We start from the raw sequence: 26,145 nt of genomic DNA on the forward strand, positions 1-26,145 counted from the left end.
CTCCCCTATTCTGATAATTTATTCCCTTATTTCGCAGGGAATGTGAATCGTAAAGCTTGTGATGCCGTCATGGCTCGTAACCTTGATATTACCACCTAGCGCTTCGGCATATACTTCGCATAGATATAGTCCTATTCCGTATCCGGCGTCGGTGTCGCCGTTATAATATATATTCATCAGCCTTTTAATTTCCCGTGCTGAAATTGTTTCACCAGAGCTAACTACCGAGAAGGATACATGATCATTTGAGCCTGTAGCAATTAACTGAATATCCTCGCCTTTACCATATCTATAAGCATTATTAAGGAAGTTTTGAATTACTTGTCCTAGTTGAACCCTATCGGTAACAATAGTTTTATCGTGCAATTCATTCAACTCGATAAGCAGATTTTTACCAAATCGTTCATTCAAAACATGATAAGGAATGGTACATTCATCTATAAACTCCAATACTTTGAAAGGCGTTTCCTTTGGTCTGAACGAAAAATATTCTTCCCTGAAATGCACGGTATTGATCATGTTTTTTAAAACAACCCTGCTGTTGAAAAGAATGGATTTCAGCGTTGTGAGATAAAACGCTACATCTGGCTTGTTGGCAAAGAAGGAATCCGTTTTGTCAATTAACGATTCCACAGCCAGTGACGCGCCTTCAAGTTGTGACTTGATTTCATTTGCAAATAGTGCGAGGAACCGTTCGATGGATATCTCCTCCCTGGCTGTATTGTGCACAAGTAAAAATGCCGCCTCTATTAATCTTCTGTATTCTGTATCAACTATTTCGTGACACTCCCTTTTAAAATAGGAATCAGATCTGGATATAACCTCAAGCAATTTGCCGATACGGTCCGTTTCCTCCCGTATATCAGAGCAGTCAAAAAAGTCGTTAAAGACCGACATCGGATTTATAATTTCTTCATCCGATAGACAGAACGGAAAGAATTTCTTTTTCTGAGTTAACGCTTCATTTGTTGTATTCATTGGATAAATATTTGTTAACAATACCTGGTTACAGGCATAAGGATTAAAGGCTGCGGAAAGCAAGTTCCACAGGCGTATCTATGATATGCCTTGATGTTTTGGTCTATCTGTAACGAATAATGCTGGAATAGCAAGCTGCTATGCCCCTAATTTGATTGTTCCCCTCAGTAATCTCATAAGACCATAAAGATGGTATTTACTGTGTGTAAAATGGACGACGTTGTCTTATTTGTATTGCAGCTAAATAAAACCCGGAATAGGAAGAGTAAGAAGAATTATGCAATACCTATTGGAGGAAGCGTTTGAAGTGCAGGGAATATAATAAGGGTTGGAACCCACCTGCATTGTCAATCCGGCTCTGACAAAGCCAACTACCTTTCGGTAGCCAAGCACAATGCATGAGTAGGCCCAACCCTTTTTATGTGGATTGAGCGTATTAACTTATGCCTCGTGCTTTAAACTGTCAGATTTGATTGCCGAGACTTCGTTAAACGCTTTACCTTCTTGTCATAAGTAGCGCAAAATAATGATTTCTTACCGAAAAGGTCAACTCATTATCATTAGCTATATACAAGTATGATAAATTATAAAAGCAAGTTAACGAAGAAATAAATACACGACAAAAAAATATTTACAAAGTATATGTATATACGTTAGATGTGTTTTTCATGTATGATCATATCGATTGCATCGTGATTTAAATACATCTAAAACATGAACTGGAAAAGGCTTGCAGCACCTTCCCTAAAAGGAAAATGTGCTGCAAGCCGAAAATTGGGACATCAATTTCCATCGGGAATTTATCATCCTAAGATGCTACCCAAATAGATACTATTGCTGTATTGTCCGTTGTTCTCTCCCCTGAATGCGATGTAAGTTTCTATTCTTTGCTGTTGCCACTCGTGGGGTAGTTTAAGTATTTCCTGACCAGCTCTCCTTTTTGCTCCACATAGATTATAAACAGCCTGTTTCAATGCTGGCGAGTATGCCAGTAACATCACATGGTCTGTACTGCGTGGATAACTGGTCGCTGGTGTCCAGGTGAATATCAACGTATCGCCTTGTAAGGATACAGAGGGATTGAGTCCATCTGTATTGATCGGCCCTTGGGCAAACCGAAGTTTACTGTAGTCTATTTCATAGTTGGGGTAACTACCAGTTATAGCGTTCGTTAACTGGTAAGCCACAGCTGCATTATAGGGTTTAGGCGTCTGGCCTTTTGCAGATTCGGAAAACCCTAACTTTACAAACAAAGAGCAGCGGCTCAGCAGTTCATTGATCATTCGCATTTTCTCCCTGCAGGCAAGCTGTTTTTCACTAGGCGGCTTTGTCGCTTTGCCCCGTCGCAAGCGGATAATGTATTGGCCATCCTGTTCATAACCTTCAAAATTGCCCATAGCTCCGGAAAAGCCGTTAAACAGCCCGTTCTTAAGTCGTGCCATAGTATTAAGATTTAAGTCCTCCCCCCTTCAGGGTCCTAACCGGGAGTTATTTTTTCTATTAAACTCGCAGGATCATTCCCCGAAAGGAGAAAGGATTGAGATACTACTGAATTTCTATATCACCCACATACCGGGAGTCTGAATTTACTTTTCCGTCAAAGCTGACAAAAAGGATCCATGCATGAACGGTATCGGTCGACCACTGGGCCGGGACTGTGAGGCTGTAACTCTGCGCCGATCTGGCGGCAACACCTGCCGCTGTCACATACGACTGCTTTAAAGGATTATAAAGCAATATAGTTAACAGGTCTGTGCCATTAGTACTGTCAACAACTGCGTTGTTCACCCAGGTGAAGTCAAGCTTGGCAGCTACTGTAGCGGCCATTGTAAATTCAGGCGGACCAAGCAGTCTACCTTTACCGATTACAACCTGTGGATAGTTAATTGCCAGTACCGGGTATACACCGGTAATAGCATTTTCAATATTGACCTTAAACGCAGCATTGTAGGGAGTCATTCCCTTTTGATATGCCTGAAAGCTGATTTTAATCAGATCACGAAGAGGATTCAGAAACTCGGTTATGAGTGTGAACGCAGTTCGTTGCTTCATCTGGCCTTCGGTTGCAGGTTTATTGCTTTTTGTTGTCCGGCTGCGCATTACAGAGATGCCCTTCCAGCTAGCACCTACTACGGTGCCTACCAGGCCGGAAAATGGGCCTAAGATGCCTTTGAGATACTTTCCCATAAAACAAGGGTTTTAATGTTAGGATGATTTGAAATTTGATTTAAAACGTAAGCCTATACGTGGGTTAACGCGGCTTGTGTGTTGTGGTGAGATTAGGTTAACTCATAGATTGTTCGCAGGCTAGTCGCAGGTTGGTCGTAGGCTGGTCGTAGGTTGATCGTTCGCGACCGATCAAAGAGCGATCAACCTATTATCAAGGTCCGATCTACTTTTCTTTCTTTCCGATATAAAGGTAAGGGGAAACTGGAATATAAGTTATAACATGGAAATATATTCCATATCTCCAAAGTTGCCTATCTACGACGACCAAAACATCTAATTATCAGAAGATTAGGACTGATTTTTTTTGTCATTATGAAAAAAAATCTTAGCTTAATAAAAGATTATACGAAAAACAATGCCCAGGTGGCGAAATTGGTAGGCGCGCTGTGCTTAGAACGCAGTGTCGTAAGACGTGCTGGTTCGAGTCCAGTCCTGGGCACGAAAAGGCTCTGTAAGTATTTATTTACAGAGCCTTTTTATTACCGTGATGTCAATATGCCCCGGCAATTCTTTACTTCCTTAAAAGTGAAAAAGCATGTGTCCAACTGTTATTTTTAAAAGCGTAGCGTATCCACAATAACGCAAATGACTCCATAAAGAACGATTCTGAAATATCGCCCAGATCAACTACATCCTTCCAGCCCCAGCTTTTAGCAATTTCGCCAACTTTGTCTTTGGCACTTTCATCATTTCCTGCCAGCATCAGGATCGGATTGCCTTCTTCTCTTTGAGGGTTCACCACTATATGCATACTTAGTGTGTTGAAAGCCTTAACCACTTTTGCCTGGGGCAAATGCTTCTGGATCTGTTCGCCAAGCGAATTGCCAACAGTTCCTGAAAAGCCCGGAGGAATACCGTTTGAAAGGTCGAGCGGATTGGTTGTATCAATAATAACCTTACCATCTAAATTTTCTTTGCCTGCCAGGTCAATGGCATTTATAGCGACATCACCAAAGGTTGAAATGAAAACCACTTCTCCAAATTTCGCTGCATCAGCAAAGGTTCCCAGCTTAACTGAAGTGTTTTTATCCATCCGGCTATGTCCTGATTTTTCATCCAGATTTAATTAAAGGCACTCAATTGGGAAGAAATATCAAGGATTACACATTCTTTTCTTATGAAGTACGTGAAGCTTTACACATTTCTAAAAAAGAAAGAAAGGTCATTGTAGAATGTCTTAAGAAAATTTCAAGCGAAATAGAACAGAGTATAGACAAGCATAGTAAAACACTGATAGTATCTTATATCGAATTGCTCCTCAATTACTGTATCCGTTTCTATGACCGGCAATTCATTACAAGAAGCCATTCCAACAAAGATGTCTTGATACGTTTTGAAAAATTATTGAGTGAATATTTTGAGTCCGGTGAAGCTCAATACTCGGGGCTGCCTTCTGTAGCCTGGTGTGCCGGGCAGCTATTCCTTTCTCCCCACTACTTTGGTGACCTCATTAAAAAAGAAACCGGTAGCACGGCATTGGATTACATCCAAACAAAACTCATCGATGAGGCTAAAACAAAGATATTCGATGCCTCAAAAACCATTGGTGACGTCGCAACCGAATTAGGATTTAAATATCCGCACCATTTTACCCGTTTGTTCAAACAGAAAACGGGTATGACGCCTAATGAATACCGGAATTCAAACTAATGAGAACAGGTGCCGGGGTGAGGATGTGCAAAAAATGAAAAAAAACGCAAATCAATGAATATGAAAGAAGCTAAAAATAATGTGCGGATAAGGTGTCTGTATTTCTTAGAAATACTTTATTGTAACATATCAACTATAACATCGTTAAATTTCCCTGAATAAATTCTAGCTTTAAACGAAGGCTTTCAATTAATCTGTCCGCCAGGAAATCGAGCATAGGATTAATATCCAAATCGGAACTTTGTATGTGAAATTTACTTATGTTTTAATATACCAAAAGAAGCTGTAAAGGATACGAAATTCCGAAAGAGATTTGATAATTATTCGTTCCTGGGTACGTAAAAGAAAAGGCTTAAGTCATTAGACTTAAGGCCTTTTAGTTTAAATTAATTTTTACTTTTTGAATGATAAGCTCAAATCATTGCAGAGCAATAGCTTATATGGTTCGATTCCTGTCAGCAACCGCCCGTGCGAGGGGCACGTTTATAAATCATTTTGCCATCTCGTTCTATATAGTCGCCCGCTACAATTGGATATGAGTACTTGGGCGCGTATGATACAAAATGGCTTCTTATAATTATTTTGTCGTTAACTTTCAGACTACGCAATTGCTGAAATTCGTTAGACTCTTCCGGCCCAAAACTAAGAATATAATCCTCCCCGTTAATCCTGGCCATCACTCCGAAACCCAATCGTGAACCTGGCGGAAGAGAAAGAGAGGTTACAACGGCTTCCATATTGGTAGAAGCACTTACCTGGCTCCTTATTTTAGCAGCACCGGCAAGCACTTTTTTACCTGCGGGAGACGCTTCCCATTTTTTGAACTTTATACCATCAGGGCTAGCCTCCCATTGTTTTCTCAATTCGGCTTTCCTTTCAGCAGAGAGCGGCTTTGGGGCCGATTTTTGAGACGGCTCATTTTTGATTTCGCGATTAGCAAATACTAGTCCGCTTACCACAACCAGTGGTAAGATCAGCGCATAAATAATTTTTTTCATGTGTTTTGTGGGTTTAGGTAACATAGATCTATCTCCTGATAAATCAGATCCGCTTAAGGCATTTCTTTTATTTTTCATATCCTTTTAAAGTTAGTGCAACAAAAATACTTCGATTCATTTCAGCGTAAGGGATTTGGATTGTAAATAATAGTGTAAACTTTGTAAATAATCTCTTGACATTATGCTTGTTAGAAGAAATTCCGCCCATAAAACGCAAGCAAATGGGCGGATTATTAGGACCACCTGAAATGATACTCAGTTTTGCAGGAGACCAACTGGAATTCCAGCAAAACAATGCAGGAGAACAAACATTTAAAATAATCATTATATTTGCCACCATGATAAGCACCCATAACAATTATTATAAGTAGAGTAAACTGATGAAAAAATTTGACCCGATAATTGAAAAATATAAAAACAAAGGCGTAAGCGCTGAAAATATTGAGTACGCAATTGATTCAGTTAAAGACGGCACCAAACGAGAGCTCATTCTTGAAAACCTGACTGCAGATTATAGAGGAATGAATGCAGGGGACGCGACACGTTTATTGGAAGAATTATTTGTCGCAAATGGAGGTGAGTTCAAAAAAGAAAACAGAGGCGGGTATTTTACGGGTGCTTTCTTGCTATTGATAGGACTCGCTTGTGGCTATTATATTTTCCATGTATTTACCTATGGAGGTGTTTTGATAAGACCTATACTTGTTTCTCTGCTTGCCATTTTGGGAACATTAGGCGGGATAGCTTCAATAATATTAGCACTTCTTGGAGCATACCGGGAAGATGATGATTTATCTGATGAATAAATAAACTGCGTAAACTTTGGCCAGACAAAACAGGCATGAAACGCGTATGCCATTTAGGTCAAGCAAGTGAGATATTCTGCGGTCCATTATAATCTAAATGGATTCGAAGTTCACATTCTAACCAACGCATTGTTTTCCAGGCACTCTACAAAAATAAATCATTAAAATTATGACAGGACAGAATAAGGTAAATGCAGACACAAGACTGGGCTCAATGATACTTGACCAGTTTATTATGACAATGATTGCGATGATATTTTCTATCCCCATAATGATAAAAATTTCTTCAAGTGCTTTCAACGTTTCGCACGAACAGACTGAAATGGACTTTGGTGGACCATTGCTTTATGTATCGCTTTTAGGGTTTGCCATTTATTTCTGTAAAGACACTATTAACGGACGAAGTATTGGAAAACGAATGACAAAAACGCAAGTAGTTGATAATACAACAGGGCAAGTCGCATCACCTTTAAAATGTTTTGTAAGAAATATACTTTGCCTGATTTGGCCAATAGAAGTTATTGTAACATTAATAAATCCAGGCAGACGACTTGGAGACCAAATAGCGGGAACCAAGGTTGTTTTCTACGATCCAACAAATGTAGAGCAACCAAAATTTGACATCAAAAAAGGGCTTGTGCCACTTGCAATTGCATATGGAATAATGCTTTTGCTTATGCTTCCATTTTTTCAAGCATTCAAGCCGACATTTATAAAAGTGAAATATGTTGAAAGCAGTTACAACGACACAGAAAGTAAATCGTTAGAAAAATTATTTGCCGATAGTCTTGGACAAAATATTTCAGCAAGCGTTAAGGTGTTTGATAAAATAGAAAACCAAAATGTGAAATACATTTCTGTAATCTATATGCTGAAAGAAAACTATTTGGAAGACGAAACACAATCAAAGCAACTCAAACAAATCACAAACAAACTTTTGTATTCAATACATCCCAAAGAAAGTTTTACGGGACAAGCAAAATATGTTTTTAAAACAAGTGGAAGTATGCAGATCACAAGTGATCAAATTGGAACGATAATAAATAACGAAACAAAATAAGAATAAGACCAAACGTTCCTCCCTTGTGTCTATTCTATTTTCCATGCATTTACCTATGGAGGTACTTGGCAAGACCTAACTGATATACAAAATCAAAAGGGGGTAATATTCATCATACTACCCTCTTTTGATTTTGAACGTATATAAGGATTAGAAGTTAACCCATGCAATATACGCTTGCTTATCTCTGCCTTTTCTTTCAATCATCATAGTTGCAAAAGATTTACCATCCTCAGATGCAGTGTTCATCTCCAGCTGGCAGAACCTGTTCTCATCTTTACGACCAGGATCTCCGAAGAGGTATGATTTAACCACTTTTGAGCCATCAAAGTAAGCATATACTGTGTTGGTAAGACTGATACGACCCATATTTTTATTATCCTTAGTAGTTTCCTTTTCACTCTCGGTATTCCTAACATTTTCGTTATAGATGACATATTCTTTGTCATTCACAAACATGTAGTCATAAGAGTAGAAACCTGACAGGTTATTATAGCTATATCCCCGCCCCCTGAAGTTCCAGTTTGACATTTTACGGCTATAGACATCAAACATGTCCAATGTGGCCTCTGTAGTCTGGTCTTTGGCAATAGCGTAACTACGCAGTTCCTTACCACTCTGGTCCACATTCACGATACCCATCGAGCCCAGGTCTGTATAGAAATGGGTAGTGGTACGGGTGCTCATACGACCATTGGTGTATGATGTATATGTATTTGTAACACTATAGTTATCCATCTCTTCAAACAGATACGTAATTGTATTATCATCGTTCAGCTTAAAGTCCTGGATGATACCAAGGTATTTACGTTTTGCCTTCAGGTGTTCATCTACATAAGCGGTTAACTTCGGATGTTCTACGAAATATTTATTCTTCAGTTCCAATGAAAACGGATCGAAGATGTTCATCTGTAGTACATAACCTGTAGATTTTTTTCCTTTGTCCATGGTCGGCATACGTTTCACGCTTTCAGCTTCGATTGCAGCAAGCATATACAATTGCTTGTTAGCCTGACTATACTTCATTACGGTCTCTACATTCCTGTAGTCATCAGTATAGTCCAGCATCTTGTACTGGAATCCTTTTTTACCGTTTTGCATACGGCCGACGAGAATGCGGGATTCTTCACCACCGGAGGACTTTGTATTAAATGCATAGCTGCCGATAAACACAAATTCGTCCTTGTTCACATACATGTCCAGGAGACTGAGATACTTGTACTTATTTTCCGGAGATTCAAAGTATGAGCGATTAATCTCCTTATGCTCCGGACTATAATGTATCACTTCCACTCTGGCGTTACGATCGGAGGTCCTGGTGTTAAAGATGCCCACAGCATAATAGTCGGAATAAGGATCTTTGCTTACAGAAAAATTGGGCACATAGGAGATCCCTCCGAATGCCATTCCATAATCCTTCCCCATGGTACGATCCACAGAACCAACCAAGTCTTCTTTTATTTTCTTACCCGACTTACCATCAAACACCATACGGTACAAGGTAGGACACTTCTTGATAGATTGCTGTATGAAAACCACCGCCTGGCCGTTGATTTCGTACACACCTTTGAGAGAAGCACTTCTCATTTTTTTTTGTTTCCAGGAATCGACTTTGTTATTCACGATTCCTTTGCTGCGATGTTTCTGGTCAAAGACGGTAACATCAATCCCTTTTTTGGGTGTAAAATGAAAAAACAGGGTGTTACCATTTTTCATGAGTACAATTCTGCTGGAACCACTTTCAGGTTCTTCAAATCCTGTGCTACGGGTATAGGTGGGTATTCCCGACTGTGCTGTTGCTGCAAAAAGTATAAGAAAGCAGCATAGCTTAGTCAGAATAAGCTTCTTAAACATAGGTATAAGTATTTAAACGCCGCAAAATTCGGCAAATATTTGATATATATATTAAAAATTTATACAATAGTATCCGTACGGGAAAATTCATTCGCAGGATTATAAAAATCCTATATTTAGTTCCGTAACCCATGTTAAGCCTTGTACTATATGAAATACATCTTTGCATTGATGCTTACAACTGCATCGTTAACCACTTACGCCCAGGACCGTCAACTGTTTAAAACACACAGTAAATCAATCCTTTATTACTTAGACATTCATGGTGAAGAAGGGAAAGTGTATGACATGGGATTATTCTACGATATAGCTGGCATTGGTAGTGCTATCAGGAATATTGACACCGTGCAGCAACAGCCCGACGGATCATACAGTGGGAGGCATTCGCATATACTCAGTGAAAAAGGGACGCTGTACCTGGTGATTACACGTAACAAGACCCGGAAGTTGCTGCTGGATACTGTCAGCGCCCGGGCGATGAACCATGACCTTAATAATGCCTATCACCTTGGTCAGTATAACGACATGAGTGTGCGGTTAAATGACGCGTTTCCATTGAACTATTTTTCCTTCCGTGGGGCGTTTTCTACATGGAATGCATTACCAACGGGTGCTAGAGAAATGGAGCATCAGTTGTTTCAGGAACGGACGGATCTTCGGTTTAAGGAGATCGAAGACAGTGTGACTGTTTTACACTCGGCATATGTGCGGCGGACCGACTATATCCTGGCTCATTTGAAGCAAATGGATTATACAGCGCTGAAGGACAGCTTATACCTCCTAGCCGTTGGGAGCCAGTATTATGCAACGGTGGTAACAGCCGTAGCATTACAACAGCCGGAGTATTACCTGCAGCTTGCGGAAGACAATCCTCACCAGCGTAAAGAACTCTACTTTTCTGTTATCAGTAATACAACTGCGGCCAACAGAATACGGCACGTGCAGGGGCATGACGAGGTGAAGAAAACGTTTATGAAAGAGAGAAAGAATAATCAATGGTTCCGTGTGTATGCATTGGGGATGTTTGCCGGTACGGTGACAGCGGTAACCTACATGGTGATGAAACTCTTATAAAAAAACCTGTGACACCAGTGAAAATGCTAAACGAAAAGAGGCTGCTCAAAATGAGACAGCCTCCTGTTATCAACTCGAACATAAATCATACCTCTTTCCTTTACCGAAAATCACCTAAACCATTTCCGATAGACGATGACCTTGTTTGTATTAATCAGAGATATTGTATGTTTTCTTTACCGATCTCAATCAGCGCTGGCAAGGTTCAAGCGTATCTCATTCTTCTCCGGTTGCAGACGGAACACTGCGCCATTGGTCGGTCTGGAGAAACTGCCTTTGCCTGCGGACACGTGATAATTAAATTTCTCAAAACTACCGTCTATTTGTCGCGCTGAGATACTTGTGAATGGCAGACTTGCGCCCGGCGCAGTCTCCAGGTCAAGGTACCAGTTAATAGATTGGTTGCCTGTTAGCTTTATAGAAACAGTTTTCTCCTTAAACGTCAGTTGTAAAGCACCGCCCTGGCTGAGCGGCCACGATACCAGCACAGTTTCCTTATCCAGGTTTCTGAATACGGGGTCCCCGCCTTTTAATATCACTTCCTGTCCGCGCACAGACGCCTTTACACGTAAGCCCGCCAGCTGCCCTGGTTTACTCCATAAATAACCGTCTACCACAGGCAGGGTAAAGAACGTACACTCGTTCGAGGTAGCTACCTGAGTAGTATAGATGTCTGGGATATTCTCATTGAAGAGATGGATGTCTCTGATACGAAGGCTGCTCTCCTCCCATAATATATTCATCCTGTAAAAGCGGCTGTTATACCATAAAGTCTTACGATCGCTTCCTTCCACATCCTTCGTCACTGAGAATGATGTAGGAGGCGTCACTTTATAATTTGCGCTGAACCATCTACCCGATTGCTCCATAGTCTCGAGTCTGATCCTGCCCTTGTCCCTAAGGCCTGCGATCAATGGCATCTGTATCTCAAAACCTTTAGCCATAGCGCCCCAGGTGAAGGAGTTCTCTTGTCCTGCCTGCGTATAGTTAAAGTTCAGGGAGGGATCTTCTGTGAAAGTTCTGAAGAACCAGTTGACCCAGCTTTCGCTACCCCCTGCCTCAGGATATACTGGTTCAAGGGTGATCACGCCCTGTCTTGACGAACTGATGCCCTGGTCGTATTGACGCACAGGATCACTTCCCAGCATTCTGAAAACCGGTACCGGGATCTGGCTGGCAGCGCTCTGCGCCGGCATATATGAGTTGATCCTACTGGGATAATAGGCCTGGTTCCAGTAACCTCCCCATAGCGTGTAGCCATCGGTGCCATATTGGTCTTTACAATTTGCAGAAGCTACAATCCTGTATTTGTCGTACAAGTATTGTAAAGTATGCGCATCAATAAACCAGGAGGCAACAGAACGCGGGTAATAGCCGAATATGCTTTTAAAATCTTCCATATACACATCTGCGATCTTTTCGCGTTCAGCAGGCGTATAACCGGTAGAAAAGCCTACATCCGCATGCCAGTCCCAGGGATAACGACCTCTCCATTTCAATCCGGCCTCTTCTATCAGCGGCTGGGGAAGTTCCCACCAGGCCCCTATCTCAAATGAATCTTTGGGCAGGCTTCTCAGCAGGTCCTGGTAACGCTGATCCATCAGGGCATCGTATTGCAACAGGAACGTACCTGTGAGGTGGTATGTCCTCATGATGTTTACCTGCTTTACCACGGTCTGATAAAGCACATCTTTTGTGATTTGCGGATCCCTTGGTTCCAGCAGGCGAATAAAATTTACAATATTGACAATCTTCGGTTCCTGACCTGCGGCTGTACTGGGGACAGCTGTCATGCCTATAACGGCTAGCAGCAACAGTATTACTTTTGTTCTGATCATATGTGATATAAGTAGTTGGTGGATTTTAAAACGGGTTACCAGCCTGGATTTTGTTCAAGGGTCTTTCCGTTAGCGGTGTAAAAAGCTACTTCCTTTGTTGGCAGTGGCTGCAGGTAATCTTTCGCCGGATCGAATTTCCTGTCTTTCTCCGCGATAAGAAATCCATTTGCATCGACCTTTGATAAATAGACCGGATCACTGTAAGGCGCCCTGGTGGCCCAATCAGTGCCAGAGATCTTAATACCTTTTATATCCTGCAGTAATTCCGTTTCTGCTGTTTTCCATCGACGGATATCATCATAACGGAATCCCTCTAACGCGAGTTCTACGGTACGTTCCCTGCGTAGTTCTGTACGCATGTCCAGGTGATTGCCGGCAACGAAAGCATTGGTGAGATGCGGCATATTTACCCTGTCCCGCAGCTTGTTTACAGACAGATCAAGGTCGTTGTCGCTGATAACGCCATTCTTTTCAAATACTGCTTCTGCATAGATCAACAGCACTTCTGCGTAGCGGATCAGGTGGCGATCAAAATCAAACAGGCTGGCATCGCCAAGGCGGCCGGAGTTGTTAGCTACAGGATCTTCTGACATATATTTATACAGGATATACCCTGTGTTAAAATTACGCTGTGGTTTATCCGGCCAGTTGGCCACCTTGGTTACCGGATAGAATACCCTGTTCGTTAATGTACCAGGAATGATCATGGTCATGGTCATACGCGGGTCCCTGTCCTGGTATTCTGAAGTGAAAGTACTATAGCCATGAAAGACCGTACCGCTGGCTGTGATGGGCAATCCGTTTTTATCAAGGTACATGTCTGCCAGTTTACGTGTTGGATTATAACCATCCTGGTCGTACATATAGGGCGCATCCTGTCCCAGGATGTTGCGGGCGAACCGCCGGTCCAGTATAGACTCTCTGGAATCATCACCAGGCTCCAGGAAAAGGTAACGATAGCTTTGTACCCCACTACCGGTATACAACTCGTAAACACCACCATTGATCACTTCACCGGCGCTGGCTATAGCCTTATCCAGGTATTGGGCAGCGCCTGTTTCCCCACGAAACTTCTCCCAGGTACCTTCAAAAAGAGCGACCCTGGCAGATAATGCAAGGGCTGCACCTTTGCTTATCCTGCCAATGTCCGGAGATGAGAGATCAGATTGTAAAGGCAGATCTTCTTTTGCTTCGTCCAGGTCTTTCAGGATCATGTCGGTTGTTGCCATACGGCTGGCGCGCGGTGTAAACAATTCAGCGTCGCCGGTTGACAATACTTTGGTAATAAGAGGAACGCCACCATATATTCTCAGCAATTTCCAGTAATACCAGGCCCTGAAAAATTTTGCTTCCGCTACATATCTTTTTATATCCGCATCCTGAGTTCCGGCGCCTTTTTCGATGATCTTATTGGCAGACCTTATATATCCATAGCTGGTGTTCCACTGGCCCGATGACTCTGAAGGCTGAAGGTTACCATTACTAACTGAATTGGGTACATTAAAGGCGATATCCGATTCCGTATCTTCTTCACCGAACCTGTCCAGACCATTATACAGGTTATTGGCAGCCAGTTTGAAGTCATTGCCCGTTTTCCAGAAAGTTGCATCTGTGATACTGTCCTGCGATACCAGATTCAGGTCCTTGTTACAGCCCCAGCAAATGACAGCGAACAGGAACAGGTATATCTTATAGTGTGAAAGTTCAAATTTCATAATGCGCTTCATTAAAATTTTACATTTAAGCCCAGTGAATACACCTTATTGAAGGGATAGGTTCCCTCATTACGATATCCGTCTTCCGGGTCGAAATTCCCGCCCAAAGTGCCCTTTGAAAGCGTAAAAAGATCCTGCCCGCTGAAGTAGATGCGGGCCGATTTGATCCCGGCCTTTTTCAGGATACTTCCGGGAATGTTGTATCCCAGCGTGATCACCTTAAACCGCAGGTAAGCCACATTCTGCAGCGTAAGGGCGGAGGCGCGGTAGTTATAGTTCCTCACATCATCATATCCTAAATTGCCCGGCAGGTACCTGGGGTATTGGGCGTCCGGTCTTTCCGGCGACCATGTCTTGCCATAAAAGTATTCCAGGGAAGGCCAGAAGAACGTGTTAGGCTGGTTAATGGCGCCTTCATAGATGACGTTCCGTTTGCCAACACCCTGCAGGAAGATCTGCAGGTCAAAATTTTTGTAGCCTGCACTGAAATTGGCGGAATAAGTATAGCGGGGAGTAAGATTACCCAGGTAAACCATATCGCCAGACAAGCCTTTAGTTTTGTCACCAAATGCGGTCAGCTTCCCATCGCCATCCACATCCTTATACATTACATCCCCAATCGATATCCGGGAAGGGATGCCCTGGAGCTTCTTGTAATCGTTCAGCTGTTGCTCTGTTTTAATAATGCCCTCATACACATAACCGAAATAAGAATAAATAGGATATCCCTGTCTGAATTGGTTTAGTCCCTCGCCGTAGTTGTCCGTATTCCTCAACTCCACCAGTTTATTCTTACTATCGCTCAACTGCAGGGACACGCTGTACCTGAAATCATTTACCTGGTCCTTCCAGGTGATCATCATTTCAAAACCTTTGGTGTCTAGCTTACCCTGATTGGTGGAAGGTGGCGTAGCGCCGTACAACGCCGGTACAGCTACGTTTACGAGCATGTCGTTGTTGATCTTATTATAGTAATCAAAGGAAAAGGAAAGCCTCGACCGTAAGGCAGCAAGGTCAATACCGATATTCCGGGTTTCTATGGTTTCCCAGGTCCTGGTAGACGATGCAGGATTGGCATTGGCGCCCGGCAGGCCGGCATTGGGCGAGCCTATGGGATAATTGCCATTGATAGTGATAAGTGGGATATAATCGTATAGTCCCAATCCCCCTATGTCCTGGTTGCCCATTTTACCGTAGGACAATCTCAGCTTCAACAGGTCGAATACATTCATCCTTTTGATGAATCTTTCCTCTGACAGGTTGTAGGCCACAGCAGCTGAAGGGAATACAGCGCTCCAGCGCTTTTCCGGCGAAAACTTGGAGCTTCCGTCTGCACGGGCAGTAAAGTCGACGATCAGTTTTTCCCTGAAGGTATAGCTTAACCTGCCGAAGTAAGAGCCTAAGGCCTGGTTGTTCAGATACCCGGTAAAGTTTGCATAGGCAGCCTTGGTTCTATCTGCGAGGTTTAAGGTAAAGATGTCATTACTGATGAAATTATAACCATTGGTGGATTGTCCCTCACTCCTGGTTTGCTCCAGGGAGGCGCCGCCGGTAAAGTTAATGGCGTGATCCTGGCCGAATTTTTTATTGTAATCGAGGTAGGCCTGGTATAGCTTATTCAATAACTTATCATTGCTGTAATTCGCAGAATTTGGGGTATTACGCACGTCCTGTATGCCTCCCTCCCAGTTATGGCGGGTAATGGTGCGATTGATCGTGCTGCCATTCTGGTAATCCATCCTTACCGCCGCCTGTCCGGTGAGCTTAAGACCAGGAATAACGGTATAGTCTATTTTAACATTTGCACCGAATCTGGATACGTTGCTCAATTGCCGGCCTCCTTCCTCCAGGTATTGTGCGGGACCTTCATAACCCTGGTAGCCGTAGAACTGTCCAACCTTATTGTAAACAGGCTGATACGGGAATTGCCTTGTCACATTAGTTAAGGCGCTTCCCAGCAAAGTAGGCGTAACCACTGCCCTGTTGTCAAAATAAGAACGTGTTTCCACAGCAAAATGATCATTGAAACGAAGGTCATAATTGAGACGGAGATTATACCCGTTTGATTTATTTTCTCCGAATCGCACGATGCCATTATCGCGGTTGTAGCCGGCAGACAACAGATAACTGTTATTCTCTCCGCCACCGGAAACATTGATATTGTGCAATTGCTGCGTGGAGTTTTTGTAAATCACCTTATTCCAGTCGGTATAGCCGTAGAAACCGGGATAATTCGTCACACCATAATTCCAACCCGTGGGATCTGGCGGCGCATTGGCAGCAATTTTATCAAATACTTCCTGGGAAAAGCCATTTATACCAACGTTGCGCAGTCCCTCATCCATAAATCTTGCAAATTCCATGGTATTCTGCATTTTCCTCAGATAGGTAGGCGTTTTGTAGCCGACATTGGCGGTATAGGTGACAACAGGAGGACCTTTCTTACCACGTTTGGTAGTTACAATGATCACGCCGTTGGCCGCCCTTGCTCCATAAATGGCAGCAGCAGCGTCCTTTAAAACGGTTACTTCTGCAATGTCATTGGTATTGATGGTATTGATATCACCGGGAATACCATCAATCAGCACTAAGGGAGCATTACCATTCACAGATGAATAACCTCTTACCTGGAAGCCATAGGTGGTGCTGCCTGGCTGACCGCTTGCCTTGGTGATAGTAAGACCTGGTATGGTACCCTGCAAGGCGTCGTAACTGTTGTTTAGCGGTCTGCTTTCAAACACATCAGATTTTACGGTAGAGATAGCCCCAGTGATGGCTCCTTTTGTTCTCGTTCCATAACCGACCACCACCACCGCGTCCAGCTTGGCATCTGTTCGGACCAGCTTTATCTGCAGTGTCGTCTGATTACCTACTGTTACTTTCTGCGGCTGGAAGCCAACATAAGACACTACAAGTACTGCATTGCTTCCCGGTACATCGAGAGAAAAGAAACCCTTTTCGTCTGTACTGACGCCTATGGCGGTTCCCTCAACAACTACAGATGCACCTATTAAAGGCTCAGTATTGGTTTCATCTGTGACGGTACCGCTTATTCTCAGCCGCTGTTCCCTGAGATCATTGTTATTGTTCTCAGGCTGAGGAGCCGGGCGCGCCATGATCAGCACTGTTTTGTTTGAAATGGAATAGCTGACCGGCTGGTCTTTGAAACACCTGTCCAGCACTTCCCGCAGATTGGCGTTCTTTATTCTTAAGGTAACTGGTTTGACATTTTTAATTACCTCGTTGTTGTAGAGGAAATCGTAATCTGTTTGCTTTCTGAGTTCGGCAATCACTTCTGAGAACCTGGCATTGTTAACGTTAACAGAGATCTTTTGTGCAAACGTCTCTGCCTTTAACTGAATGACAGCTACAACTATTAAAATGGCGGTTAGCTTCATTTTTAAATGGAAATTAGACCAGGCATGAGAATGCCTCCTGAACAGTAATTCAGTGAATTTTTTATACATTTGGTTGTCAGGTTTTTGTTAATGTTTTGATACAGCGTTAATCAGGATGCCTGGCATATAACCAGGGACGCTTCCGACGTTCCTGGTTTTCCCGGCTATCCGACGTGGAAATGTGTTAGTTCTGTTTTTTCAATATTGTTTCGTTTTTAGGTGATTTATTAATTGTTGCGGTATTCAAATTTGAATTTCATAGATGATCATTACTTCCCCTGTGTTGTCACGATCACTTTCCCGGGAAAGAGCTCAAAATGCACATGCCCGATCCGTTCCAGGTTTGTAAGTATTTCCGGCATATAGGAAGCCCGTGAAAAAGTACCGCCAAATCTTTCATTGCTCAATGGGCCCTTGTATTCGATATCTACATCGTACCACCTGCTTATTATTTTCATAATGCTTGTTATATCCTGGTCGTCAAACAGGAAATAACCGTTCTTCCAGGAAATGGCATCTTCCGCATGTACAGGCAGGATATCCAGTTGTTTGCCAGAATGCATGGTCCTCGCTTGTTGTCCGGGCTTCAGCACACCCGCAATACCTGATGTTGTATTGGTTACTTTCACACTACCGGTTAACAAGGTGGTGCTGATATCGGGATCATCCGGATAGGCTTTCACATTGAAATGGGTACCCAATACAGTGATCTCCTGTTTGGTGGTATGCACTCTAAACGGCAGTCCTTCCTGCTGAGCCACTTCAAAATAGGCTTCACCATTTACCGTTACGCTCCGCTCCTTTCCATTAAAGGCAACCGGATAAGTGATAGAAGATGCTGCATTAAGCCAGACCTGTGTACCGTCAGATAATGTAAGATGATATTGCCCGCCCCTGGGAGAAGATAAGGTATTCAGCGTAGGAGCCGTAACTGCCTGTTTTTGAGGATGGCCATATACCAGTTCACCATCTCCCGTTTTGTTGATAGCAACCGACGCATCTTCCGCCAGTTTCCCGTTTTGCGCATCCGTTAATATAATCTGCTGACCATTGGATAAAGTCAGCGTAGCCCGGTTGCCACCCGGCTTAAATTCATCCGCCTGGTTCCTTGTCGCAAGCATTTTCGTAGTGTCAGGCTTTCTACCTGAACCAACAACCAGGTAATACAGGGAGATCCCCAACAGCAAAAGTACTGCCGCTGCGGCAGCCAGCCGTTTCAACCGATGCCTGCGAACAGGCGCGGCATCCTGCAGGTGCAAAGATTGCCATACTTCGCTCTTAAGTGTCTCCAGCTCTTCGGCGGAGACATCCAGTGGCTCCGGACGCCATTGCAGGTAACAGGTTTCCAGTAAGGCCAGCTCCTCGTCTGTAATGACGCCCTTTTTATATTTCTCCAGTAGTTCCTTAATCTCCGGTGCTTGCATAGAAAATATTCCGTGTTGTTATTGTATAGACAGGGAACAAGGGGGTAAGGGGGGTAAAAAAATAAAAATTATTTTAGCGGGGTAATTATTATAATTACAGTCAGATAGTACTACCGAATGCCAAGGGGGTTATATTTACAAGCAGGTGCCGGATTGATACCAATAAACCATTATATAGTTTTAAATAGCTAAATCTTCCATTTCCACGAGATGAGAGTAATCATGGCTGAATATGATAGCATGAACGATTTCGAATTGGTTAATTTGATCAAGTCCGGCAATAAACATGCTTTCGCCGAAATATATGAACGTTATTTTGACGTGCTCTATTTACACGCCTATCACCGGTTACGGGACAAGGATGAAGCCAAAGATCTTGTTCAGGAATTATTCTCTTATCTATGGAGCCACCGGGAAAGTCTTCATCTAACTTCCAATTTCTCTAACTACCTCTACACATCTGTAAGAAATAGAGTACTGAATATCCTTGCTCATAAATACGTTGAAGACAAGTTCCTCTCATCGCTGCACCATGCTGAGAGCAATGTGGAAGCCATTACTGATCACCTGGCACGGGAACGTCAGCTGGCCATGATCATAGAAAAGGAGATACAATCGTTACCCCCCAGGATGCGGCACGTATTTGAGTTAAGCCGGAAGGCAAACCTGTCGTATAAGGAGATAGCGGCAAGACTGGAGTTAAGCGAGCAGTCTGTAAGGAGTCATGTAAAGGGAGCCTTAAGGTTGTTACGGACGAGGTTGGGCCTGTGGATATATTTATCTGTGATTATCAGCACCACACCTGTTACAGCATCCGGTGCTGATATGAGATTGCCATCCTATATGAATATTACTAATTTGAGCTTACACCCCTTCCCTTTTCTATTCTTCTTCATCTGAATCCGGCTCATCAAATTCATCAGAAAGGATTACACACTCGATGTATAGTGTGCCAATATACTGCTTGAATTTCTTCCGCATCAGGTCGAAAATTTCAGCTGGTGCTTTGTCCTTTTTATAGTACAGTCTGAATGTGTCTATCGGGATATCTAGTTCCGCAGCGATATCCGTATCGGTCAAAGTTTTACCCGCATCTTGCGCCCGCTCTATTAGTCTGTCGATAGTTGCAGGAAATACCTCACGTACATTCTCTTTTTTTTTCCTCATTTTCAACGGTTTGCTTAGAATTTCGAACACTCAGAATATCAGCTCGCATCGCCTTACTGATATGTCAGCTTCGCCGTTAAAAGTAATTAAAACCGCGAAAAATGCAGCCGAAATTTTCAAGAACGGTATTTATGAACGCTTCAGGCCCTCGTTTGCTACCCTTGCTGAGAAATTGATACCCTTCAAGAGCCTTTTACCTGCCACTTCACTTATCCGAATAGGTGGGTCGCAGTCACCATTCCAAAATATAAAATAATAAGACAATCAGGCACATAAAAAGTCGCACAGCAAGTTCGTTATGAAAAACCACCTGTTTTTTAACTAAAGTTAAAAAACAAAGAATTGAAAGCAGGCATGAAGGATAAGCGGTTATAAATGCATGGTTTTATAGTTAAAACTTATTCCCTATATTGCCGTATAATCGAACCCAATGTCCCTATTTAGCAGATTTTTCGGAAAAAAAGATACCCCCATCCAGGAAGAAAATCCGTTACCGTGGATAGCGCCTGAAGACAATCCCTGGCAAATAAAACTATTAGATCTGCGGCCTGTTGCTGATACAATGCTCTCTACGTCAAAAGATCCCCAGATGGCGCAGAATGCGGTTTCTTATAGCTCGGAAGATGGTATTGTATTTCTCGGGCAAGCGCCGTTAATACCGGTGGACATGCCGGCAAATCTTACATTTCCGGTAGATGAACAGTTATATCCAGGCGTGTTGTTTACTCCGGAGGTCATGGAACACAAATGGGCTATTTACTTCCATGATGACAAGCTGATATTTGTGAGAAGCTGGACGCGTCAGGTACACGTGATTGCCCATACCAGACAGGAAAACGGGGTTCTTATTGTCGAAAAGATACGGGGTAGCTTTAACGAAGAAAAGCCCGCACATACCCTATCGATCGTGCAATTTCTGATGACAGGCTATGTGCGGAACCAGATCGTCCCTGCTCCTTTGCCGGAAGACATGAAAGATAGTACACGTGCGGCAGCGATGTGGAGCTTTTCGATGTTTGGCAAGGTGGCGAAGATCGGTGTGTTTGATGAGCAATTCAGGGCACAATCTGAAGTACCTATACGTTCGCATACAATGCTTCATATAGCCACTGCAAGAGGCGATCTGGCAGCTATTAACGATCTCCACCGGAAAGGTTACAATCTGAATGCATGTGCCGGCGACGGCTTGACGGTGCTCCATTGGAGTTCGGCCGCCGATGATACAGCAGTCATGGAGCATTTACTGTCATTAGGCGCTAACCCTGATGCCCGTTCCGTAGAAGGTGCGACTACATTGATGAATGCCGTGCAATCTGACAGACTGGATGTATTGCAAATATTGATAAAAGCGGGTGCGGATATAAATGCACAGGATAATCGTGGATTCACCGCCTTGCATCGTGCAGCTGAAATGGGACATCTGGAAGTAGCTAAAGCACTGCTGGCTGCAGGTGCAGATAAGCATGTCGTTGCACAGGGCCATACGCCCATTTCACTGGCAGAAGCCCGTCAGGTGACGGCGATGATACAACTATTGAAATAAATGAATCAGGAAGCCGGAGATCGTATTTCCGGCTTGTTTGCTTTACTCTTTTCTGAGTCGTGCGAACCTATGATTTGCTGTAAGTATGTGCTGTAATTCCTCCCGGAAAAGCCTTAACATCGACCAATTTCAGATCCAGCGGCTGTGCAACACCATTGAAGATCGCCTGCCCCTCTCCCAACACCACAGGATGAGTCACCAAAACGTATTCGTCTATAAGACCTGTCGCTATCAGATTCCGCATAAATCCGGCTCCCCCGAGCGCACAGATGGGTTTTCCCGGCTCTGATTTGAGCTTCTTTATCTCTTCAGCAAGATCTCCGTTGAAAACCTGTGCCTCAGCCCAGGAAGTTGCGGCGGGCACACTGGGTAAATCGATGCCTTTAAATCCTTTTTGGGTAAAGAGTGCCTTGGGGATCTCGTTCATCGGCGCGGCAAAAGGCCCGGTTGCAGTCGGCCAGTAAGGAGCCATCATCTCAAACGACTTACGGCCCATGATAATCAGGCCTGCTTCCCGCATTTGCCCGACAACCCAGTCCCGCGAGGTTTCATCCGAGGATCTGAAGATCCAATCGTTCTCCCCATTGGGACCACCAACAAAACCGTCGACAGACATCGACATCTTCATAATTAGCTTGCGCATAGTTCAATAATTTGTTTCTCAAAACTAAGGCGCTATGGTTGAATGGAGAGCTGCCAAATGAGACATTCTAAGGGGGGAATTGCGACTGGTTTGCGAGGTAGATGAAAAATTACATTGATCATGCTATCTTTAACAGGTATGCGTACTCGGAAACTATTTTTTTGCATTGTATTATTTGTGGCCGGCGTCATATCCAAAAGCATGGCACAACAACCATCCATATTCCTTGCTGACCCGACGATCTTTACAGACAAGGGGAAGTATTATCTATATGGAACAGGGAGTAATCAGGGTTTTCCCGTTTATGAATCGGATAACCTGGAAAGTTGGAAACCAGCGGCGGAAATAACCGGAAACCTTGCATTAAAACGCGGTGACGCTTTTGGTTCAGGTGGTTTCTGGGCGCCACAGGTCATTGCTTATAAAGGCAGCTATTACATGGCATATACTGCGGATGAACATATAGCAATTGCAAAGGCATCCAGCCCGGCAGGGCCATTCAAACAGGATACACTGAGGACAATTAGCGGTACCGGTAAGCAAATCGACCCATTCATCTTTTTTGACGATGATGGGAAAATATACCTCTATCATGTCAAATTGCAGAACGGTAACCGGATCTTTGTGGCGGAAATGAAATCTGATCTATCCGATGTAATTGCTGGTACAGAAAAAGAATGCATATCAGGTACAGACAAATGGGAGAATACTGCAGGATCAGATTGGCCTGTAACTGAGGGCCCCACGGTGTTAAAGTATAAAAACACCTACTACCTGATTTATTCTGCAAATGACTTTCGGAACAAAGATTATGCAGTGGGATATGCCACTTCCGAATCTCCAATGGGTCCCTGGAAGAAGTACGAAGGTAACCCTATTATTAGCCGACAGAACATTGGAAATAATGGGAGCGGTCACGGAGACGTGTTCTTTGATAGAAAGAACAATATGCACTATGTATTACATACGCATCGTTCCGACGAGAAAGTATCGCCCCGTGCCACGGGCTTTTTAAGATTAACATTCAAACCTGAGAAGACAAGAGCAGCTGTCCTGAAGGCAGACGCAGCCTCATTTAAATGGCTGCAGGCAAAGGAGCACTAAGGGAGCCAGGATATTAGTTTATCAGACAAGAAAGAACGAATTGCCCTTTATAAAGCCTTCTAGCACGCTATATTTCCCCTTTTCCGGGGATTGTCCTGCGTCCGGATATAAGTTATATTAGTAACGACAGCTTATTTTTTCATCCAAACAAAGCCATCATGAAAAAGGAAACTAAAAAATTAAAGCTGAATAAAATAACTATTGCAAGACTGAGTAGCAATGTGCAAACAGAGCAGAAAAAAGCACCTACGATAGGAGATTGGACTTGTGCCTTTACAGTCAGAACCTGTGCTTCTGTCGAGTTTACATGCTGATTTTGTTCAGCCGGGTCGTTCAGACCTATTACATAGCGGCAAGCTCCAAGGCACGCCGCTATGTCTTTTCAAGAGGGTTATGTATAAACGAAGATCATTGTAACAATTATATGCCGCTATTTGACTGCAGCTGGTGCTGGCTGCCGTGTAGTAGTAGGTCCCTCTACAACAAGCATCCCGTCCTTTAATATCTTCATCCGGTCAATAAATACTACACGTTTTTCACCTGTTGCCGATGTCCTGGCGTGATATACACAATACATTTCCTTCCCATCTGGTGAGTAAGTGATGCTATTATGTCCCGTACCGGTTACCACGCCGCCTTTCTCAACGTTTTTCTGCAATACCGGATTATTAGCGGCCTTGGTAAACGGGCCCAGCGGATGTTTTGAAGTAGCATATCCTACTGCGTAATTTTTGCCACCAAAGTAGTTGGCAGAATACATCATATAATACGTAGAGCCCTTTTTGAAAGCGACGGAGCCTTCTGTCCAACGGCGGTTCACTTCTTTAGAGGTAACGGAGCGACTTTCCCATTCAGCCTGCTTATCGCTCATTTTAACCGGGGGACGTAATAACAGTACAGGCTCGCCCATGACGCCGCTGAAATCAGGTTTAAGCTCAACACCGTAAACCCAGCTCTCCTCTATAGCGTCAAACCATCCCTTTTGCTTTGCCCAGGTAGCCACTTCGCTCTCTACGGCATGCTTGTAGCAACAGCGGGAATAATACAGGTAAACCCTGCCATTGTCAAAAAGTACGTTGGCATCAATAGTGGGATAGCCGGGGTCAAAAATAGGCTTGTTATTGAGGTCAATGAACGGGCCTGTGGGATTGTCTGCCACTGCCACACCGATACGAAAATTTTCGACTTCTTTATTGGGATTCGTACCCCATTGCGCACTGTAGAACAAGTAGAACTTACCATTATATTCGTATACTTCAGGCGCCCAATATGCACCATTCCATGCGGCAGTTGAATCACTCCAGCCGTTCTTGTTAGCGGCATAATATACCTGGCCTTCATCTTTCCAATTCACCAGATCAGTGGAGGAATAAGCCGCAAATCCATTTCTGGCGACACCGCCCGTTCCGTACATATAATACTTGTCGTCTTTCATTTGCAGCACATACGGATCTGCCAATTCTACCGCCAACGGATTCTGATATGTCAGTTCTGTGCCTGGCTTGTTGGTCTGCGCATATAATCCGGTAATATTCGCCATTATCGTCAGGAGGAAAAGACAGATCAAAATGGTTATTTTTTGTCTCATTATTTGATATGTATTTAAGAAAAATGGGTTATGAACTTATATTATGATAATACTACCGTCTCAAACCAATATTTGAAAAAATGGTGGATCTTTTCATTGGTTCTGCTAAGCGCGTCAGGTTTCTGTATAAATGAACTGGCGCCCAATGTGTAACATTCCCTGGCGATCTTAGGATCATTTGAGTCCGATATTATAACTACCGGCAGATGCCGGTAATCCATATTCGCTTTCAATTGTTTCAATACTTCCCGTCCGTCAATGGGCGTGATGTTAAGGTTGATCAGTATCACAGCGGGGTATGACAGGTTTGAAAGCCGGCATTGATCCAGGTAAGCAAATAGGCCTTTGCTATTATTCACGAATTCAAGATGCGCCTGGTATTGCTGTTCCTCAAAAACAGTACTGGTTATAAATCGATCGTCCGGATCGTTTTCCAGCATTAAAATCACAGGTAGAAAGATGTCCGACATTGGCTGAAAAGTTATAATGAATATAACCGTTTGGGTAATTTAAGCTAATAACTTTCGCTATTAACCCTTTAAACGGTTCAAAACAAATGCGGCACTAAGTTATAAAATCAATTTTGTATAAACTCAAGCCAGATAGGATGGTTAATTCAGGAGAAAGAGACAGACTAATTGGTCCCGTTTCTCTTTAAACCTAATAATCAGAATTATCTGACATGACTCACTAGTGCTTATATCAACTCATTAAAGTTAATTATAATAGTTTACTATCTACCATGAAGGAACCATTGAGTTTCAGAAGTTTAGCACTAACTTTTTTTGCTGTTCTGGAAAAAAATGTTAGTTTAAGGGACGATTAACGTAATCAATTGCCCAGATGGCGAAATTGGTAGACGCACTGTGTTTAGGTCTCAGCGCTCGCAAGGGTGTGCTGGTTCGAATCCAGTTCTGGGCACAAAAAATGCACGACCCGCTCTAAGGGCGGGTCGTGCATTTTCATACCATTTAACTCTATTGTAAGTACTCACCTTCAATTTCAAACCAGCTTAGATTAAACCACAGTTCCGGATCAAGTTGAAAACCTCCGCAAATGAAAAGCCATCCAGCATA

General features: G+C 43.2%; 22 protein-coding genes and 2 tRNA genes. 10 read left to right on the forward strand and 14 right to left on the reverse strand.

What is annotated here, in order from left to right; all coding sequences use genetic code 11:
• Positions 1-18 precede the first annotated feature (18 nt).
• The 3 genes from BLR32_RS30415 to BLR32_RS30425 all read right to left on the reverse strand — a co-directional run bounded on the left by BLR32_RS30415 (position 19) and on the right by BLR32_RS30425 (position 3,165).
• Entirely contained in the window at positions 19-978 is a 960-nt protein-coding gene (locus BLR32_RS30415; protein WP_089837826.1) for a sensor histidine kinase, read from the reverse strand.
• Positions 979-1,781: 803 nt separating this feature from the next.
• Positions 1,782-2,420, reverse strand: a complete 639-nt coding sequence (locus tag BLR32_RS30420) for a DUF6266 family protein (RefSeq protein WP_089837828.1) — start codon at positions 2,418-2,420, stop codon at positions 1,782-1,784.
• A 103-nt stretch (positions 2,421-2,523) separates the two neighbouring features.
• The gene (locus tag BLR32_RS30425; RefSeq protein ID WP_089837829.1) at positions 2,524-3,165 is read right to left on the reverse strand and encodes a DUF6266 family protein; all 642 of its coding nucleotides are present in this window, start codon (positions 3,163-3,165) and stop codon (positions 2,524-2,526) included.
• Between the two features lie 399 nt (positions 3,166-3,564).
• On the opposite strand from BLR32_RS30425, the gene BLR32_RS30430 reads away from it, so the two are divergent.
• Positions 3,565-3,646: transfer RNA gene (locus BLR32_RS30430), tRNA-Leu, on the forward strand.
• 72 nt (positions 3,647-3,718) lie between these two features.
• Here BLR32_RS30430 and BLR32_RS30435 read toward each other — a convergent pair.
• Positions 3,719-4,240, reverse strand: coding sequence for an NADPH-dependent F420 reductase (locus BLR32_RS30435; RefSeq protein WP_089837831.1), 522 nt, complete (start codon positions 4,238-4,240; stop codon positions 3,719-3,721).
• A 47-nt stretch (positions 4,241-4,287) separates the two neighbouring features.
• Between BLR32_RS30435 and BLR32_RS30440 the strand changes: the two genes are divergently transcribed.
• Positions 4,288-4,857, forward strand: a complete 570-nt coding sequence (locus tag BLR32_RS30440) for a helix-turn-helix domain-containing protein (RefSeq protein WP_245705559.1) — start codon at positions 4,288-4,290, stop codon at positions 4,855-4,857.
• A 455-nt stretch (positions 4,858-5,312) separates the two neighbouring features.
• Here BLR32_RS30440 and BLR32_RS30445 read toward each other — a convergent pair whose 3' ends face one another.
• Entirely contained in the window at positions 5,313-5,933 is a 621-nt protein-coding gene (locus BLR32_RS30445; protein WP_245705560.1) for a hypothetical protein, read from the reverse strand.
• A 143-nt stretch (positions 5,934-6,076) separates the two neighbouring features.
• Here BLR32_RS30445 and BLR32_RS34175 point away from each other — a divergent pair, with 143 nt between their 5' ends.
• The 3 genes from BLR32_RS34175 to BLR32_RS30460 all read left to right on the forward strand — a co-directional run bounded on the left by BLR32_RS34175 (position 6,077) and on the right by BLR32_RS30460 (position 7,721).
• Positions 6,077-6,226 carry a hypothetical protein gene (locus BLR32_RS34175; RefSeq protein WP_176842483.1) on the forward strand — a complete coding sequence of 50 codons (150 nt, stop codon included), beginning with the start codon at positions 6,077-6,079 and terminating at the stop codon, positions 6,224-6,226.
• Positions 6,227-6,235: 9 nt separating this feature from the next.
• Complete coding sequence (locus BLR32_RS30455; RefSeq protein ID WP_089837836.1) at positions 6,236-6,661, forward strand: hypothetical protein; 426 nt, start codon at positions 6,236-6,238, stop codon at positions 6,659-6,661.
• A 169-nt stretch (positions 6,662-6,830) separates the two neighbouring features.
• Positions 6,831-7,721: an RDD family protein gene (locus BLR32_RS30460; protein ID WP_089837838.1), complete on the forward strand. Its 891-nt coding sequence runs from the start codon at positions 6,831-6,833 to the stop codon at positions 7,719-7,721.
• A 150-nt stretch (positions 7,722-7,871) separates the two neighbouring features.
• Here the strand turns inward: BLR32_RS30460 and BLR32_RS30465 are convergent, their stop codons facing one another.
• Positions 7,872-9,575, reverse strand: coding sequence for a hypothetical protein (locus tag BLR32_RS30465; RefSeq protein ID WP_089837840.1), 1,704 nt, complete (start codon positions 9,573-9,575; stop codon positions 7,872-7,874).
• Between the two features lie 150 nt (positions 9,576-9,725).
• On the opposite strand from BLR32_RS30465, the gene BLR32_RS30470 reads away from it, so the two are divergent.
• Entirely contained in the window at positions 9,726-10,649 is a 924-nt protein-coding gene (locus BLR32_RS30470) for a hypothetical protein (RefSeq protein ID WP_089837842.1), read from the forward strand.
• A 185-nt stretch (positions 10,650-10,834) separates the two neighbouring features.
• Here BLR32_RS30470 and BLR32_RS30475 read toward each other — a convergent pair whose 3' ends face one another.
• The 4 genes from BLR32_RS30475 to BLR32_RS30490 all read right to left on the reverse strand — a co-directional run bounded on the left by BLR32_RS30475 (position 10,835) and on the right by BLR32_RS30490 (position 19,024).
• Positions 10,835-12,487, reverse strand: a complete 1,653-nt coding sequence (locus BLR32_RS30475; RefSeq protein WP_089837843.1) for a hypothetical protein — start codon at positions 12,485-12,487, stop codon at positions 10,835-10,837.
• A 35-nt stretch (positions 12,488-12,522) separates the two neighbouring features.
• Entirely contained in the window at positions 12,523-14,202 is a 1,680-nt protein-coding gene (locus tag BLR32_RS30480; RefSeq protein ID WP_176842484.1) for a RagB/SusD family nutrient uptake outer membrane protein, read from the reverse strand.
• 11 nt (positions 14,203-14,213) lie between these two features.
• On the reverse strand, positions 14,214-17,669 hold the full coding sequence (locus BLR32_RS30485) for a TonB-dependent receptor (RefSeq protein ID WP_089837847.1): 3,456 nt from the start codon (positions 17,667-17,669) through the stop codon (positions 14,214-14,216).
• 200 nt (positions 17,670-17,869) lie between these two features.
• Positions 17,870-19,024, reverse strand: coding sequence for a FecR family protein (locus tag BLR32_RS30490; protein WP_089837849.1), 1,155 nt, complete (start codon positions 19,022-19,024; stop codon positions 17,870-17,872).
• Positions 19,025-19,234: 210 nt separating this feature from the next.
• Here BLR32_RS30490 and BLR32_RS30495 point away from each other — a divergent pair, with 210 nt between their 5' ends.
• The gene (locus tag BLR32_RS30495; protein WP_245705561.1) at positions 19,235-19,924 is read left to right on the forward strand and encodes an RNA polymerase sigma factor; all 690 of its coding nucleotides are present in this window, start codon (positions 19,235-19,237) and stop codon (positions 19,922-19,924) included.
• On the opposite strand, the gene BLR32_RS30500 is transcribed toward BLR32_RS30495, so the two are convergent.
• Positions 19,907-20,191, reverse strand: coding sequence for a hypothetical protein (locus BLR32_RS30500; RefSeq protein ID WP_089837851.1), 285 nt, complete (start codon positions 20,189-20,191; stop codon positions 19,907-19,909). The two genes, BLR32_RS30495 and BLR32_RS30500, sit on opposite strands and share 18 nt — an antisense overlap.
• 430 nt (positions 20,192-20,621) lie before the next feature.
• On the opposite strand from BLR32_RS30500, the gene BLR32_RS30510 reads away from it, so the two are divergent.
• Positions 20,622-21,734, forward strand: a complete 1,113-nt coding sequence (locus tag BLR32_RS30510) for an ankyrin repeat domain-containing protein (RefSeq protein WP_089837853.1) — start codon at positions 20,622-20,624, stop codon at positions 21,732-21,734.
• A gap of 67 nt (positions 21,735-21,801) precedes the next feature.
• On the opposite strand, the gene BLR32_RS30515 is transcribed toward BLR32_RS30510, so the two are convergent.
• Complete coding sequence (locus BLR32_RS30515) at positions 21,802-22,377, reverse strand: dihydrofolate reductase family protein (RefSeq protein ID WP_089837855.1); 576 nt, start codon at positions 22,375-22,377, stop codon at positions 21,802-21,804.
• 201 nt (positions 22,378-22,578) lie between these two features.
• Between BLR32_RS30515 and BLR32_RS30520 the strand changes: the two genes are divergently transcribed.
• Entirely contained in the window at positions 22,579-23,481 is a 903-nt protein-coding gene (locus BLR32_RS30520) for a glycoside hydrolase family 43 protein (protein ID WP_245705562.1), read from the forward strand.
• A 430-nt stretch (positions 23,482-23,911) separates the two neighbouring features.
• Here BLR32_RS30520 and BLR32_RS30525 read toward each other — a convergent pair whose 3' ends face one another.
• Together BLR32_RS30525 and BLR32_RS30530 are read right to left on the reverse strand one after the other, a co-directional pair.
• Positions 23,912-25,069: a glycoside hydrolase family 43 protein gene (locus BLR32_RS30525; RefSeq protein WP_089837859.1), complete on the reverse strand. Its 1,158-nt coding sequence runs from the start codon at positions 25,067-25,069 to the stop codon at positions 23,912-23,914.
• A 41-nt stretch (positions 25,070-25,110) separates the two neighbouring features.
• The gene (locus tag BLR32_RS30530; protein WP_089837861.1) at positions 25,111-25,539 is read right to left on the reverse strand and encodes a response regulator; all 429 of its coding nucleotides are present in this window, start codon (positions 25,537-25,539) and stop codon (positions 25,111-25,113) included.
• Between the two features lie 367 nt (positions 25,540-25,906).
• Between BLR32_RS30530 and BLR32_RS30535 the strand changes: the two genes are divergently transcribed.
• Positions 25,907-25,990 (forward strand) — tRNA-Leu (locus BLR32_RS30535).
• The last annotated feature ends 155 nt before the right edge of the window (positions 25,991-26,145 follow it).

The organism is Chitinophaga filiformis (assembly GCF_900102545.1).
GTDB lineage: Bacteria > Bacteroidota > Bacteroidia > Chitinophagales > Chitinophagaceae > Chitinophaga > Chitinophaga filiformis.